Origin of the sequence: Candidatus Pantoea formicae, assembly GCF_011752625.1 — a bacterium.
In the GTDB taxonomy this organism is placed as follows: domain Bacteria; phylum Pseudomonadota; class Gammaproteobacteria; order Enterobacterales; family Enterobacteriaceae; genus Pantoea; species Pantoea formicae.
On the sequence record NZ_VWXD01000004.1, the window covers coordinates 553,255 to 569,563 of the forward strand.

The 16,309-nt window shown below is 54.3% G+C and carries 13 protein-coding genes; 3 read left to right on the forward strand and 10 right to left on the reverse strand.

The genetic code is table 11. The features are described from left to right. The first annotated feature begins 96 nt into the window (after positions 1–96). Entirely contained in the window at positions 97–1,506 is a 1,410-nt protein-coding gene (locus F3J38_RS15155; protein ID WP_167139690.1) for an MFS transporter, read from the forward strand. A 38-nt stretch (positions 1,507–1,544) separates the two neighbouring features. On the opposite strand, the gene F3J38_RS15160 is transcribed toward F3J38_RS15155, so the two are convergent. The 5 genes from F3J38_RS15160 to F3J38_RS15180 form a co-directional block, all read right to left on the reverse strand. Further along, complete coding sequence (locus tag F3J38_RS15160) at positions 1,545–2,030, reverse strand: PIN domain-containing protein (RefSeq protein ID WP_167139692.1); 486 nt, start codon at positions 2,028–2,030, stop codon at positions 1,545–1,547. Continuing rightward, positions 2,011–3,078, reverse strand: coding sequence for a helix-turn-helix domain-containing protein (locus F3J38_RS15165; protein WP_167139694.1), 1,068 nt, complete (start codon positions 3,076–3,078; stop codon positions 2,011–2,013). The genes F3J38_RS15160 and F3J38_RS15165 overlap by 20 nt, the downstream gene beginning before the upstream one ends. 248 nt (positions 3,079–3,326) lie before the next feature. Next, complete coding sequence (locus F3J38_RS15170; protein WP_167139696.1) at positions 3,327–4,646, reverse strand: c-type cytochrome; 1,320 nt, start codon at positions 4,644–4,646, stop codon at positions 3,327–3,329. Between the two features lie 11 nt (positions 4,647–4,657). Next, positions 4,658–6,442, reverse strand: coding sequence for a GMC family oxidoreductase (locus F3J38_RS15175; RefSeq protein WP_038643584.1), 1,785 nt, complete (start codon positions 6,440–6,442; stop codon positions 4,658–4,660). 2 nt (positions 6,443–6,444) lie between these two features. After that, a complete protein-coding gene (locus F3J38_RS15180; RefSeq protein ID WP_167139698.1) occupies positions 6,445–7,179 on the reverse strand; it encodes a gluconate 2-dehydrogenase subunit 3 family protein in 735 nt (244 codons plus the stop codon). 295 nt (positions 7,180–7,474) lie between these two features. On the opposite strand from F3J38_RS15180, the gene sbmA reads away from it, so the two are divergent. Further along, the gene (gene sbmA / locus F3J38_RS15185; RefSeq protein ID WP_167139700.1) at positions 7,475–8,710 is read left to right on the forward strand and encodes a peptide antibiotic transporter SbmA; all 1,236 of its coding nucleotides are present in this window, start codon (positions 7,475–7,477) and stop codon (positions 8,708–8,710) included. Positions 8,711–8,876: 166 nt separating this feature from the next. Here sbmA and F3J38_RS15190 read toward each other — a convergent pair whose 3' ends face one another. From F3J38_RS15190 to F3J38_RS15205, 4 genes are all read right to left on the reverse strand, one after another. Then, complete coding sequence (locus F3J38_RS15190; RefSeq protein ID WP_167139702.1) at positions 8,877–10,517, reverse strand: dihydroxyacetone kinase subunit DhaK; 1,641 nt, start codon at positions 10,515–10,517, stop codon at positions 8,877–8,879. Between the two features lie 123 nt (positions 10,518–10,640). Continuing rightward, positions 10,641–11,690: a 7-bladed beta-propeller protein YncE gene (gene yncE, locus F3J38_RS15195; RefSeq protein WP_167139704.1), complete on the reverse strand. Its 1,050-nt coding sequence runs from the start codon at positions 11,688–11,690 to the stop codon at positions 10,641–10,643. Between the two features lie 215 nt (positions 11,691–11,905). Further along, complete coding sequence (locus tag F3J38_RS15200) at positions 11,906–12,115, reverse strand: YdgH/BhsA/McbA family protein (protein WP_167139706.1); 210 nt, start codon at positions 12,113–12,115, stop codon at positions 11,906–11,908. Between the two features lie 293 nt (positions 12,116–12,408). Next, positions 12,409–13,596 (reverse strand): MFS transporter, encoded by a 1,188-nt coding sequence (locus F3J38_RS15205; protein ID WP_167139708.1) that lies wholly within the window; start codon positions 13,594–13,596, stop codon positions 12,409–12,411. Positions 13,597–13,699: 103 nt separating this feature from the next. Here F3J38_RS15205 and F3J38_RS15210 point away from each other — a divergent pair, with 103 nt between their 5' ends. Further along, positions 13,700–14,650, forward strand: a complete 951-nt coding sequence (locus F3J38_RS15210) for an AraC family transcriptional regulator (RefSeq protein WP_167139709.1) — start codon at positions 13,700–13,702, stop codon at positions 14,648–14,650. On the opposite strand, the gene F3J38_RS15215 is transcribed toward F3J38_RS15210, so the two are convergent. Further along, entirely contained in the window at positions 14,647–16,191 is a 1,545-nt protein-coding gene (locus F3J38_RS15215) for a methyl-accepting chemotaxis protein (RefSeq protein WP_167139711.1), read from the reverse strand. The genes F3J38_RS15210 and F3J38_RS15215 overlap by 4 nt on opposite strands. Positions 16,192–16,309 lie beyond the last annotated feature (118 nt).

Here is a 16,309-nt window from a genome sequence, read left to right on the forward strand (position 1 = left end):
TTGATTATTCTGCTATTCCTTCGCTTGCTAACGGTTAATTATTTTTAAAACCAATAAAACCGTGCGAGTTCTGCAAACACCGAGGTTTATCCAATAATGACAACAATCACTTCGACAGGGATGGCGAACACTGGCATCGCAGCCGATCGCCACACCTTAGCCGGGCGCATTGATGCCCTGCCCTCTTCCGCAGGTTTGTGGCGTTTCATTACGCTACTGGCACTGGGCGGCTTCTTTGAGCTTTACGACCTGTTTGAGACGGGCTACATCAGTTCTGGCCTACTCGCCGCTGGCGTGTTTCATACTGGCTCCGAAGGGGTGTTTGGTATCGCCGACCAGGCCGCATTTGCTTCTGCCACCTTCTTAGGTTTGTTTGTGGGTGCCAGCCTGTTAACCCCTTATGCCGACCGTTTTGGCCGCCGACTGACGTTTATGTGCGCGCTTGCGTGGTACGGCGTTTTCTCATTGTTGATGGCATTTCAGCAAAGCGCTGAGATGATTATCCTGTTCCGTTTCCTCGTTGGTATTGGCCTCGGCGTAGAGCTGGTCACCATTGATACCTATCTGTCTGAGTGGGTGCCCGCCCACCTGCGTAGCCGCGCCTTTGCGTTCTCGTTCTTTATTCAGTTTTTATCTGTTCCGGCAGTCGCACTGATGTCATGGTGGCTGGTGCCACAAACCATCTTGAGCCTTGAAGGCTGGCGCTGGGTGGTTATCGCTGGCGCCGTCTGTTCACTGGTGATCTGGCTGATTCGTAAGAATCTGCCAGAATCGGCACGCTGGCTGGCGCAGCAAGGCCGCCATCAGGAAGCGCACAAGGTGCTGAGTGAGATGGAGAAACGCTGTGGTATTGCACCGGGCGAAGATTTCTCTCACAGTGATGCCGCCGCACAACTGCCGAAAAAAGGTCGTTTCAGTGAGATTTGGGCCCCCGCTTACCGTAAACGCACCCTGATGCTGGTGGTGATGAACTTCTTCCAGGCGATTGGTTTCTTCGGCTTCGGTAACTGGCTGCCTGCGCTGTTATCAGGCAAAGGTGCCACCGTGACCCACAGTCTGCTGTATGCGTTCTTCATCACGCTGGCCTACCCGCTGGGCTCACTGATTTGCAGCCGCTATGCCGATAAGATCGAGAACAAATGGCAAATCGTCCTCTCCTCACTGATGACGGTGGTATTCGGTACGCTGTTCGCATTAGCGACCAATCCAGTGCTGATGATCATCTGCGGTTTCCTGATCACCTACAGCAACGCATGGCTGACCTTTAGCTACCACGCTTACCAGACCGAGATTTTCCCTACTCACATCCGCGCTCGCGCGGTGGGATTCTGCTACTCGTTCAGCCGCCTGTCGACGGTGTTCAGCAGTATTTTGATTGGTCTTATTTTACAGTATGCCGGCAGCCAGGGCGTGATCGCCTTTATCGTGCTGAGCATGTTGATGGTCATGCTGTCAGTAGGAATTTACGGTCCGAAGACGCGTGGGCTGGATTTGGAAAATATTTGATGGTTCATCTTGTAGTGGGCGGAAAATATAGCCGCCCACTATTGCACGAGTCTTGCTAACTGCGCGAAGGCAATATCCCATGGCAAACGCCTACCATTGTCTCTCATTTGATAATAAGCCCGGCGCGCGGTTTCAACAGAGATAATCTGATGTTCAACCATGGCCTCAACGACCCATAGCGTTCCATGCACTTCCAGGCCTTCTTCATTGGCGACTTTTTTAAGCGCTCTGTCACCCGTTAATAATGGGCAGATTTCTTGTTTAGCTAGCGCTAAGGCAAAACAATCATTTCGACTGGGACCACGCACACGCTCAATGAGCTTTATGGCGTAGCGCATAGTGGTTGAGCTCAACTCTCCAATGACCAATCCCTTATCAAGCAAATCGGCATGGTGCGTTTCAAGCTCATCAAAATAGAGTAAATCTGGCACGGTAAACTGGTAAGGTAATTCGAAGAGCGCATCTAATAAATCGCCTTCTTCCATATCGATTAAGATGTTGGCATCACTGATGAGAATGATCATCCGTCCACCCCAACTTCCGCTCGCGATGGAAGCTTACCAGCGAAATACCCATCAGTTCGGCCGCTTTACCTTCACTGATGATCCCTTCACCTAATGCGCGATAAATTAACTGAGAAAAAAGTGTAGTGTTCTCACTCGCAACCTGCTCACCGGGTTCCTGTTTACGCCATTTGCGTGCAGAGAACAGCATGATCAAGTCTTTGCGCTTGCTCTCGGTTATCACCGCCAGATCGGCGGCGCGATACACGCAGGCCAGCATGCTCAGACCATAATCCATTTTCTGCATGTATAGCTCTTGCTCCTCAAGACGAGCACGCCGATGACCAAAGTGCTGAAACACGGCATTTGCAGGGAAAAGCAAGGCTCCGGCAAAGCGATTACAGGCTTTTTCTTCATCCAGATGGGGGGCAAGGCAACCCTGTAAGATCAAATGCCCCAGTTCATGCGCCAGGGTGAAACGCTGGCGATCGCCAGGCCATTTTTCGGAAATAACGATGACAGGTATGGCGTCAATCATCGCCTGACAACCATCAAACTTGTCTGAGTGATCAACATCCGTGACGATAACCAGAATTCCATGACTTTCCAGCACATCGATCAAGTGAGTGATGGGCTGCTGACCAAGTCCCCACTGCAGCCGAACGTGATCGGTAATCGTTTCAATCTGCTCATAGTTCTCAACCCGCCCAGCAGGCAGAGGAGGTTGAGTAAATATGGGAACGGGAAAGTTAGGCCACAGATTGGCAAGTTCAAGCCACCGTTCAGCTTGATCGATCACATCAGCATGAATTCGCGCTAGCATTTTGGCTGGCAGCGTATGGCGTTTACGGTACTCGATGTTTTTGAGTTCTACCGTAGTGGGACGGAAAAAATATTCGTTACGGACGCCTAGCGCACGCGACATTTTCACTAGCACAGCAGAACCCGGCATACTCTCGTTATGCTCATATTTCTTGATCATATTGGCGCTGACGCCCGATTTCTCAGCTAACTGCTTCATGGACAAACCGGCAGCGGAGCGCGCACGCAATAAGCGTTCTCCAAACACACTGACCTCCGTTGGTTTATACAATCAATAATTTTATCAATTTCATAAACCGAGATTATGTGCGCTTAAAGATGGCCTTGCAATGAGAGTGGGGAAAAATGAGACAGAACTTGTAGTATTTTACTGTTGGCAAAAACGTCCAAATTGACCAATGAAACGGTGCGCATGAATGCGCACCATTGCGATCAGGTGCGGTTATGTAGGTTCTGCATTTATGCCGAACAACTTCAAAACCGCACTTTTTTTGATTACTGCCCTTCCAGCACCTTAATATCCGCGCTGCCTTGCTTCGACTCGACCGCTTCATCCTTGCGCAGCTTCGCCACATCCTTCGCCGTTACCGTCGACTTCGCGCCATTACCCCAGCTGCCGCGGATGAAGTTCACCACATCCGCTACCTGGTTGTCGTTCAGACGCCAGCCGAACGCCGGCATGGTGATGGCTGACGGTGCACCCTGCACGCCAGGCAAAGTGCCGCCCACCAACACGATATGGATCAGCGAGGTTGGGTCCTCGGCCATCACCACCGGATTGCCACGCAGCGCCGGGTAGAAGCGCTGATAGCCGCTGCCGTCGGTTTTATGACAAGCCGCACAACTATCGACATACACTGATGCGCCTGGCTGGCTGTCATCGCCCTTCCACAACGCTTTGGCAACGGCATCATCCTGCGTAAACACTGTCTGGCTGGCATCCTTCGCACCCAGCGATTTCAGATACTGAGCAATGGCGCTGATATCTTCGTCGTTCAGATACTGCAGGCTGTGCTGTACCACGTCGGTCATGCCACCAAATACGGCGGTGTGATCGTTGCGGCCATAGCGCAGGAACTGTTTCAGGTCATCTTCGCTCCAGCGGCCTAAACCATCACGGTTGTCACCGCGCAGATTGCTGGCGGTCCAGCCGTCAATCGGTGCGCTGCTGCCTGACAGGTAATCATTGCCTTCGCCGTTGTTGAGCGCTTTTTCCTGCATGGTGATGCTGCGTGGCGTATGGCAGGCACCGCAGTGACCCAATCCCTCCACCAGATAACGACCGCGTGCCAACGCCGGGTCTTCCTGCGCCGCTGGCTGGAAGGCTTTCACGTCTGGCGCAAACATGCCGCGCCAGATGGAGAGCGGCCAGCGCATCGACAGCGGCCAGGGAATGTCGCTGTCTTTGTTAGCCTGCGACACCGGCTGTACGCCATGCATAAAGTAGGCATACAACGCCTGCATGTCGTCATCGCTGACCACCGCGTAGGACGGATAAGGCATCGCCGGATAGAGCGTATCACCATTTTTCGCCACGCCATGACGCACCGCTTTCTGGAAGTCGTCATAGCTGTACTCGCCAATACCCGTGGCTTTATCCGGCGTGATGTTGGTGGAGTAAATGGTGCCAATTGGCGTCGCCATCGGTAAACCACCGGCAAACGGCTTACCGCCCGCAGTGCTGTGGCAGGCCACGCAGTCACCCGCGCGTGCCAGATACTCGCCTCGCTTCACCAGTGCGTCCGAACCTGCCTCGTCCGCCATCGCGGCGAACGTCATCGTGCCCAGAAACAGGGCCAAAATGCTTTTGATCATCGCCGTGTTCCTTATGCCTGAACCAGTGGGCCGGGGTTTTTCAGATACTGCTCGCGGATAGCTTTGGCTGACCAATAGCTCAGCGCTGCTACCATGCCGGTCGGGTTGTAGCCGAGGCCCTGCGGGAACGCAGACGCACCAGGGACAAAGACGTTCGGCACATCCCAGCTCTGCAGATAGCGGTTTACCGCACTGGTTTTCGGATCTTCACCCATGATCGCACCGCCGCTCATGTGCGTGGTCTGGTACACGGTGGTATCGAAGTGCGTGCCTGGTCCTTTAGCGCCGCCGATGATCATTTTCGGGTTCATCGCTTCGGTGATCTTGCGCATCTTGCCGACCATAAACTGCGCCATCTTGATGTCGTTATCCTGCCAGTCAAAGGTCATGCGCAGCAGCGGCTGGCCATAGACATCTTTGTAGTTCGGATCGAGATCGAGATAGTTGGCGCGATACGACTGGTGCGCGCCGTGCGCATCCATCGAAATATGATGGTTATAGGTATCAGCCACAGCGGCTTTCCACTGGCTGCCCCAGTTTGGCGTGCCTTTCGGCGTTGGCAGACCAGAGATCGGTTTGGTACCCGCCTGGTTCACCCAGAACGGTGAACCGCCGACAAAGCCGTGTGGACCGTGGTCGAAGTTATCTGCGTTGAAGTCATCCACCGCCACGCCCGCACCGCCAGCCCCGATAAACGGGTTGGTGGTGGTGTTCTTGTCGAACAGCGCTTTCAGGGTCGAAATGTTCTGATAGGCAAAGTTACGGCCTACCACACCTTCGTTGCTGATCGGGTTATAAGGTTTGCCGATGCCAGACAACAGCATCAGATGCACGTTATGGAACTGGAACGCCGACAGAATTACCAGATCCGCTGGCTGCACCACTTCACGTCCCTGGCCATCCAGATAGGTCACGCCAGTGGCACGCTTCTTGTCATCCGTCAGATTGACGCGCAGCACGTAGGAGTTGTTACGCAGTTCGAACTTCGGCTCCTGACGCAGTGCAGGCAGGATATTTACGTTCGGCGACGCTTTGGAGTACATGTAGCAGGCATAACCGCTGCAGTAACCGCAGAAGTTACACGGCCCCATCTGTGCGCCGTAGGTGTTGGTGTACGGGCCTGAGGTGTTTGCCGACGGCATATCGTAGGGGTGATAGCCGACTGATTCAGCGGCCTGTGCAAACAGCTGTGCAGAATAAGTGCGTTTCTGTGCAGGCAGTGGGAAAGCACTGGAACGATCCGGCGCGTAAGGGTTACCGCCTTTCTCTTTGCCCTGCAGCTGGCCTTTGATCGACCAAGCGCTGCCGGATGTACCAAATACTTTCTCAGCCTGATCAAAGAACGGCTCCAGCTCATCATAGCTGACGCCAAAGTCCTGAATCGTCATGCCTTCCGGGATGAAGTTTTTGCCGTAGCGCTGCTCGTAGTGGCTGCGCAGGTTCAGCTCCACCGGATCGACACGGAAATGCACGCCTGACCAGTGCAGACCTGCACCGCCGGTGCCGGTGCCCGGCAAAAACGCCGCCAGCTGACGATAAGGCACCGCAGTCTGGGAAGCATCGTGACGGATAGTGACGGTGCTTTTTGACAGATCCTGGAACAGCTTTTTGCGGATGTTATAAGTCAGTTCATCAATCGACTGCGGGTAAGAACCATCAGGATAGGTATCACGATGCGGACCGCGCTCCAGCGCCACCACCGTCAGACCGGCTTCGGTCAGCTCTTTCGCCATGATGGCTCCGGCCCAGCCGAAACCCACCACCACCGCGTCTACTTTTTTCAATTCATTTGCCACGGTTACGCCCTCTCCCCGCGAATATCCACTGACGGGAACGGATAACGTTCACCGCGCTCCACCCAATCCATAAAATCGGCACGTGCGCCAGGGAAGCCAATCAGCTTCCAGCCCACCATGCCCTGATTTCCACCGTGGATCGGATCGCTGAAGTAACCCTCGCGGGTGTTCTGCAGCAGGAAGGAGAAGAAGGTTTTGCTATTGAGCTGCGGGAACTGTGCCTCACCGCTCTCAAACGTGGTCAGCAGTGCGTCCTGATGTTCGCCGGTCAGTTCAGCGAACACCTTGCCGTGCTGCTTTTTGCTCCAGCCATCGGCATCGGCCAGACCCAGACGATAAATCTGCTGCGGCACCAGCGGAGACTGATAACCCAGCTCTTTAGGCAGATCGGGATTGAACGGCCCCTGCATATACCAGTTACTACCGGTGGCGTAAGGCGTGTTCATTTGGCGATCGATAAACTCCGGCACACCGGCTTCCAGTGCGCCAGGGCCGCGTTCGTCATTGGGGATCAAGCGCGCGACGGCCGCTTTAAGAAAAGCGAACTCTTCCGCGGTAAACCAAGTGGGCTGGTACTCTCGTGCCTTTTGGGGTGATACGGGTTGCTCTGCTGCCCCAGCGGCCATCGGCACTACCAGCGCGCCCATCGCCGAACTGCCAACCGCCATTGCTGGCGCCAGGGTGATGGTTCTCAGCAGAAAATCCCTGCGACTTTGACCATTTTTTTGTTCTGACATGACATTGCCTCAGTACCGCATGTAATGCGGCATGAAAGTTAATTGGTTGCTTTGTATTGTTTTTTTATCGTGGCTTAAGGGTTACAGCAGCACTGTTACCGGTAACAGTACGCGCAGTGTAACACCTTCGCTGTTAATAATTTAGTTTCTGGATACAAATGCGCACAAAATACTTAACAACTGACAGTATCGATTTACATAGCAGCGGCCATGCTGTCATTGTCAGATACAACCTACAAAAGACAGAGAGATGCCTGACGCGGTATAAAAGAGTACACACAACAGCGGAGTACCTATGTTTAAGTCCTATTTTCCGCGGCCAGCGCTGTTTTTCAGCTCGGCAGCGATTTGGAGTTTGATTGCGATTTTCGCCTGGTTCGGCTTTTTCAATGATTTTCCTGCCAGGTTTTCAACATTACAGGCCGCAATGCAGCAACCGCTGCCGACCAACGCCACACGCTTTATTCATGCGAGCCAACTGTGGTTCTACGCCTATTACTGGATGGTGGCGGGTCTGTTCGCGCTGGCCTGGCGCGTGATCGATAACCACCCTTGGCAACGTTGGTCAGTCTGGGGAGCGGCACTGATCATCTTTATCACCTGGTTTGGTGTGCAGGTCAGCGTGGCGATCAACGCTTGGTATAATCCGTTTGGTGACATGATTCAGAAAGCGCTCAGCAAACCCAATGCTGTCACTATTGATGAGTTTTACCGTCAAATTACCGCGTTTCTGGGTATCGCATTGATTGCCGTCGTCGTGGGTGTGATGAGCGCATTTTTCATCAGCCATTGGGTATTCCGCTGGCGTACTGCGATGAATAACTACTACATGCATAACTGGCAGCGTCTGCGTCATGTTGAAGGTGCAGCCCAGCGTGTGCAGGAAGACACCATGCGTTTTGCCAGCACGCTGGAAGATTGGGGCGTGAGTTTCATTCAGGCGATCATGACGCTGGTGGCATTTCTGCCCGTGCTGGTAGCCCTTTCGCCGCACGTTAAAGAGGTGCCTATTTTAGGCAGTATTCCTTACGCACTGGTGATTGCCGCGTTGGTCTGGTCGATTTTTGGTACTGGCCTGTTAGCACTGGTGGGGATCAAACTGCCGGGACTGGAGTTCCGTAATCAGAAGGTGGAAGCCGCCTACCGTAAAGAGTTGGTCTATGGTGAAGATCATAACGATCGCGCTACCCCGCCTACCGTTGCCGAGTTGTTTAGTCGCGTACGCTATAACTACTTCCGACTCTATTTCCATTACCTGTATTTCAACATCACCCGCATCCTCTACCTGCAAGTAGACAATGTCGTTGGGCTGTTCTTACTGCTTCCTTCGATTGTCGCAGCATCGATTACGCTGGGTTTAATGAACCAGATTACTAACGTGTTTGACCAGGTTCGTTCGTCATTCCAGTACCTGATCACTTCATGGTCTACGCTGGTGGAATTGATGTCGATCTACAAACGTCTACGCAGCTTTGAGCAGATTCTGGCGGATATTCCGCATGATGAGATGATGCGCGAGTCGGCTGAGTAAGATGATGTTTTAGCGGCGTATTCAATGCGCATCTGTCAGCGGTAACATCGCTTCAGGTGCGCGCGACAAATCACGCCGCTACCATTATGCGTAGGGGAGTTTTGGCGCGGCCTGCAGGCCGCACCCTATAAATGCCTGAAGTTGCATGCTGTTAAAACCGCCACAATCAACCTGCCAGCACCGCAAATACCTTCTCAATCGCATACGCGCCCGGATCTTTGACACCATCCAGACTCTGCTGATTCAGATAAGCTGAGCGACCCGCTTTTGCGCTCTGCATTTGCGCCGTGGCATCAGCACCTTGCTGCGCCGCTTTGGCTGCGACGGCCAATGACTCACCCGCCACCAGTGCTTCAAGTGCGGGTTGCAGCGCATCGACTAACGTACGATGTCCCGGTTGTGCGCCGCCGTAGTGCTTCATGCGCTCTAGCCCATGCATCAGCGCTTGCGGTAACGCGCTGCCTTCCTCCAGCTGTTGGCCCGCGCTAGTGAACAGAATCGACATCAGCACCCCGCTCGATCCGCCCATCACCGTTGCCAGTTGCTCTCCTACCAGCGCCATCAAGGTGGGTAACTCATCCAGCGGCAGCTGCTTGTCGCGCAGACCACGCTGAATCTTCTTCGCACCCGCCGCAAAAGTTGATCCGGTATCGCCATCACCCACTTTGGCATCCAGCGCATTCAGCTCGCTCTCGAGATCGATCAGCGTCTGCGTCACGCGTTCCACTACTTCTGCCACTGCAGCGTTGTCAGAGGGATCGAAATCCAGTGCACTGCCGACTTTCTCAGCACTCTGCAAGCTGATGGGCGCAAAGTCATACACCGGTACCCAACCCAATACCTGGACTGGAGAACTAAGCGCCTCAAGGAACGGCTCTTCCAGCGCCAGTAGCGATAGCGAGAAGCCCTTCATATCCAGCGCACTCACCAGCGTGGCAGGGCCAATAAGATGGGTGATGCGTGCCGCCAACGGTGACTGCAAAACTTCACGTGTCAACAATGCCAGCTCCAACTGGGAGAATCCGCCAAGATTGTTAATCAACAGCAGCGCCTGTTTGCCATCCGGCAGCGCCTGTGCCAGCTTGTCGGTCATGATACTGCTGATTTTTCGGCTGTTTTGCGTATCGAGCGTCACCACACCCGGCTCGCCATGAATCCCCATCCCTAGCTCACTGTGGCCTACCGCTACGCGGTCGTCGCGCGTCTCGCCCGGAATGTGGCACGTGGCGAACGCCAGGCCAATCGAGGAGGTGGCATCAATGGCGCGCTGCGCCAGGGCTTTCACCTCGGCTAGCGAGTGTCCTTGCTCAGCAGCAAACCCAGCGATTTTATGCACCAAGACGGTGCCAGCAATACCGCGCGGCTGCGGATTTTCTGGCAGCGCAATATCGTCCTGCACCATAACCAGCTCAACGTTGTAGCCAAGGTTTTTCGCCTTCTCCGCCGCCAGTCCGAAGTTCAGACGATCGCCGGTGTAGTTCTTCACAATCAACAGGCAACCGGCATCCCCCGTGACATTGATAATGGCGTTGAGTACCGCATCCACACTGGGTGAGGCAAAAATGTCCCCGCACACCGCCGCCGTTAACATGCCTTTGCCAACAAAGCCTGCGTGGGCTGGCTCATGACCCGATCCCCCGCCGGAGATCAGCGCCACTTTGCTTTTATCCCAATCTGAACGCACCACTACGCGGATTTCATCACCGAGATCCAGACGACGTAGGTTGTGCCACGGCGTGCTGAGCAAAACCCCTTCGATGGCTTCGTTCACCAGATCGTTTTTCTCATGCATAAAAAACTGGCTCATTGCTTCCTCTCCATTGGTGTTGTCGTCCTAAAAGGTAGCGTATGTGCGGGAAGAATTGGCGAAGCAAAGTGCGGAAATGCAAAGGGCGACACATGTCGCCCTTGAGTTTCAGATAACTGCTGCTTACAGCGCGATGCGCAGAACGCTATCCGGGTTTTTTGGTGGTTCTTTACGCGTGCCCGGCTGCTTGATGCTAACAAACAGGACTTTGCCATCGGCTGACAGCGCCAGACTGTTTGGCAGGCCAGGTGCTTTCACTGTGCGTTTCACTTTATAGCTGCTGGCGTCAATGATGCTGATTTCACCCGCTTTGCGATGGGTGACGTACAGCTCGTTGCGATCGGCATTGAACAGCACCGCCAGAGATTCTGGTACATCAATCTTGTGAATCACCTGCTGAGTGCGGGAATCCAGCACCAGCACCTGAGGTTGTTTAGAGTCGCTCAGGAAGATGCGATGGCCTTGGGTATCCAGCGCGATATTCAGGAAGAAGTGATCTTTATCACCATCAATTTTCTGACGTTTTTCAATCGCGTTGAGGCGGGTATTGATGGTCACCAACTCGCCATCGGCGTTGGTCACATACAATTTCTGCGCCGCAGAATCGATGGCCAAACCGGTGCCCATCTTACCGGTGTTCGGTACGGTGCTGACCAGCTTCAGGGTTTTGCCATCCACCACCCACACTACGCTCTGCTCACCGAGACCAGTGACATACACGCGGTCGGTTGCTGCATCGGCTGCCACTTCACGCGGCTGCAGTGGACGAACAGTTTCGCTGCGTTGACGCGCATCCAGCACCAGCGAGTTCAGCACTTTACCACTGCTGGCATCGACCGAGGTCAGCGCCGCATCACGGGTATTACCAAAGAACAGCGTGTTGGTTTTCTGGTTAATCGCGGCGCCAAAGGTCGGCAGATCGGTATTGATGGTCTGCTTCACCGACAGATCCTGCGGATCGAGACGATAAACGGTGCCACCTTTGGTGCTGGCGTTTTGCGCCGTGGCGAGGAACAGCGCGTTATCGCTATTGCTAAACGCCAGTTCGTAAGCCCCTTTGGAAATCACCTGGTTCAGCGGCTGAGACTCTGCTGCCAGTACCGCAGAGGAAGATAACAGCGCCGTTGCCAGCAGCAATGGACGCAACGCCCATGTTGTTTTAATCGCTTTCATAACTTCTCCATAGCAAATCCACCGCCTCATGGCAGTGAAGTGAAAGCTCGACAGTGCAACCAATTTTATAAAGACAGCCCGAGGCGAGCTGACGAAGGATGATTTTTTTTGAGAATAGTAATCATTTAGAGGGGAAAGTGACAGGTTTTTATCAAGTTACCAACGCCGCCAGGGCGCCCTAAGGCACCCTGTCAGCACAGAACGTTAACGCAAACTTATTTGGTCAATTCGGCAGTCATGTGCACGCCGTTGTTGAAGTTGGCTTCAGTCACTTTATAGGAAGCACCAGCTTTGTGCGCCTGAGCAGCGATTTGCGCTTCTGCACCATCAATGGTGGTATCAGTTGCGGTGATGCTTTGCGCGAAGCTAGCGAATGGCAGAATAGTCAGGGCAACAACAGCAGCAAAAGTTTTGATAGATTTCATGGTCAATTCCTCAGTCAATGTTTTATCAGATAAGGCGTCATCGCCTTGTTGAGATAAATAATAGGCTGATAATCGATCAGTAAAAAGCGGATAGATTTGCCAATGTTATTCTATTAATTTGAACAATGAAAGCACGTTTGGATTAACATCTGTGCAAAGGGTTAAAAATCCAAGTTTTGATTGAAAGGCAGGATTTATGGCTGTGATAGAGAGAATAAAAAAGGTCACCCTAAAAGGATGACCTCTGGTGCTCAGTGCATTCTTGTGAGGGCGGTATTCATGCCGCCCAAGCCTTAACCGTGATGCCTGACGCGCGTGAAAATGGTGATAGCCGCCAGCAACATCAGTACACCGCTGGCGAGGAACACACCGCCCGCGCCTTGCAGGTCAAACATCCAGCCGCCTGCTGCTGCACCGGCAGTGATCGCCAATTGAATCGTTGCCACCAGTAAGCCCCCGCCCGACTCCGCATCATCTGGCACCGCACGGGAAATCCACGTTGACCATCCGGTGGGCATTGAACCAAACGCCAAGCCCCACAGGGCAACGCCTGCGCCAACCAGCCACGACACATTGCCAAAACTCACCAGCATCACCGCCGTCACACTCATCACCAGCGCCATTCCGGTTAAGGTCAATGACACACTGCGCGTGACCAGGAAGCCTGCCAGTGAGGTGCCAAAGAAGTTCGCCACACCAAAGGCCAGCAGCACCAGTGACAGCTGATTGATGTTGAGCTGTGCGCTACTCTCCAGGAAGGGACGCAGATAAGTAAAGAAGGCAAAGTGACCCGTGAACATCATGATGACGGCCAGCATGCCCCAGCGCATCAGGCTGTTACGCAGTAGATCCAGTACGCCACCGCTCCGTGCTTTGTTCTCCGGCGGCATGGCAGGCAGCGTGAAGAATTGCCAGAACAGCGCCAGCACACCCAGCACACCGGTCAGCAGGAAAATATTGCGCCAGCCAATCAAGCCCCCCAGATAGCTGCCCAAGGGTGCAGCAATAATGGTGGCCAACGAGATACCGCTGAACACAATCGATAGCGCCCGTGGTACCTGATCACTGGGTACCAGCCGCATAGTGATCGCGGTGGAGAGCGTCCAGAACCCGCCAATCGCCATGCCGAGTAACACACGTGCCAACAAAATCATCGGCAGGTTTTCTGCAAATGCCACCAGCAACGCCGAAGCAATCAGCAGTAGCGTAAAGGCCAGCATCACCATACGGCGATCAAGACGACGTGTAATATTGCCGATCACCAAGCTGGTCAACAGGGCAACCAGTGCGGTCACCGTCACCGTCTGGCCCGCCTGCCCTTCACTCACTTGCAGTGAGTCGGCAATCGGTGTCAACAAACTCACCGGCAAAAATTCGGCAGTAATCAAGCCAAACACGCCAAATGCCATCGCAAACACCGCGCCCCACGCGGGTTTATCCACCGCTATACTTGTTTCGACTACTTCAGTATCCAGACTCATTTGCGATCCCCATCACAAAAATTCAGGTTGTAAGCATAGTGAGAGAAGGCAAGACGATCTATGATACAAAAACTTTGTTATTTGATTATTCGTCTGGATTCGTATGAGCCGCTATGAAGATCTGACCAGTGAACTGCTGATGGGCATGCGCCTGTATGGCGTGAAATACCAGCGTATCGCGCTGCATGCGCCTTTTGGTTTGCAGTACGAACACGCACCGGGCCGCGCGCAGCTCCACTTCGTTGGGCACGGATCGTTACTGGTACGCTCGGCATCTGGGACGATCTATAAGCTGCAAGCTGGCGATGCGCTGCTAATTCCGCACGGCAAAACCCATGCGCTGATCTCTTCTGAAGACGTTATCTGCGAACCGATTACCACCTTCAATAGCAAGCCGATCTGCGGCAGCGTGTGCGCCATTGATGACAGTAACGAAAGCTGCACCAATAACGCCGATGTGATCCTGTTCAGCGCTTGTATGGCATTTGAACTTGGCGGCATGCAGCCGCTGGTGCATACCATGCCAGACGTGATGCTGGTCAGTACCTTGTTGGCGCAATACCCAGAAATCAAACCGATTCTCGATGCAATGGAACGCGAAACACGTCAGCGCAAAGCCGGTTTCGCGGGAATTTTGTCGCGTTTAGCGGATGTGGTCGCCGCGCAAATTGTGCGCGGCTGGGTGGAGAACGGCTGCGGCAAAGGCAGCGGATTGGTACAAGCCCTGCGCGATCCCCGTCTTAGCCAGGCAATGGCAGCGATGCACCGCGCGCCGGGAGAGAACTGGACGGTGGAACGGCTGGCGCGTGAATCCGGTAGCTCGCGCTCGGTGTTTGCTGCCCGCTTCCAGAACGCCACAGGCATGACGCCGCTGCGCTATCTCACGGAGTTACGGATGAGGCTAGCAGTGGAACGCATCGTGAATGAGGGCGAAGCGGTGGAAAGCGTCGCCTTCCACCTCGGTTACGGTTCGCTGGCGGCGTTTAGCCGCGCCTTTAAGCGGATAGTCGGGACACCGCCTGGCGCGTTGCGTGCCGCACGCGAAACGCTTTAACGGAACACGCTGATCGCTTCGACCAAGCGGTTGGCCTGTCGCGCCATGCGTCCCGACGCTTCAGCACTCTCCGCCACGCGCGCCGCATTTTGATGCGTGATATCGTCGAGATCTTCCACCGCCGTGCTGACTTCGCTCAACGCGATAGATTGCTCAGCCGTCGCCGAGCTGATTTGCGCGATCAGTGCCGTCACGTTCTGCACCTGACCCACAATCTCCTGCATGGTTCGTCCGGCCGCATCAGCATGGTCGCTACCTGTCTGCACGCGGTTAGCGCTGGTTTCTACCAAGGTTTTGATCTCACTGGCCGCTTTGGCACTCCGCTGCGCCAGGCTGCGTACTTCACCCGCGACCACCGCAAAACCTTTGCCCTGCTCACCGGCACGCGCGGCTTCTACCGCCGCATTCAGTGCCAGAATATTGGTCTGGAACGCAATACTGTCGATCACACTGGTGATGTTGGCGATACGCTTCGAACTGTCGGCGATCTCCGCCATCATTCCGACCATCTCCTGCACCACTTCGCCTCCTTTGATCGCCGCATGGCTAGTGTTTTCTGACAGGTTATTCACTTCGCTGGCGGTATCCGTGTTGCTTTTCACTGTGGCGGTCATTTCGTTCATGGTGGCGGCAGTTTGCTGCACATTCGCAGCGGCCTGCTCGGTGCGACGGCTCAGCTCATCGTTGCTGCGGGCAATCGCATCACTGGCGCTCAGCACATTGATCGCCTGGCCGCTGACATCATCCACCAGCCAGCGGAACATCAGTCCCAGCTGACCGATAGCACGCAACGTGATCCCGAGTTCATCGACACGATCCAACTGATCCACTTTGTGGCTGGCGCCCGTTGCCACACTCAATGCCTGGCGGCAGATGCGCTCCATGGGGCGTGAAATCTGCTGCTCCAGCCACAGGCTCACCAACAGTAGCAACACTGCCATACCACCGGCAAAGCAGCCGATCTGCATCGTGCTCAAGCCTAGTAACCCCACACCAGCGACCGACAAAGGCAGTAGCGCCATCAGGGGTGAACGAATACGCCAACGCAGCGGCATGGTTTTCAGAAGCGAACCCAGGCGACGCCAGCCAGTGCCGACCAGCAGACCTTTATGGAAACGACGCCCTTTAGCGCGTCCTTCGCGGAAATCGCGATACAGCGCTTCGGTCTGGCGAATCTCTTCGGCTGATGGCTTGGTACGCACCGACATAAAGCCCTGAACTTTACCTTCGCGCACCACCGGAATCGCATTGGCGCGCACCCAGTAGTGATCGCCGTTCTTACGACGGTTTTTCACCAGTGCGGTCCAGGGTTCACCCTGTTTTAGCGTCGACCACATATCGGCGAAAGCTTCCGGCGGCATATCCGGGTGACGCACCATATTATGCGGTTGGCCGTTGACCTCCTCCGGCTCGAATCCACTAACCTCGATAAAAGCGTCGTTGGCATAGGTGATGTAGCTGTTGAGGTCAGTGGTCGACATCAGCGTGGCGTCATCGTCAAATATATACTCACGCTGAGTGATGGGCTGGTTGTTCCGCATGTGTGTTGTCCTTGCAAGATGCAGGCTAAAGGAAAAAATCAATTACACTTTTTTATCTTTTCGGCAGGACAAGGAAGGGGCTTTAGCGCGGAGAATTAATTTTTATCTTGAATTAAAG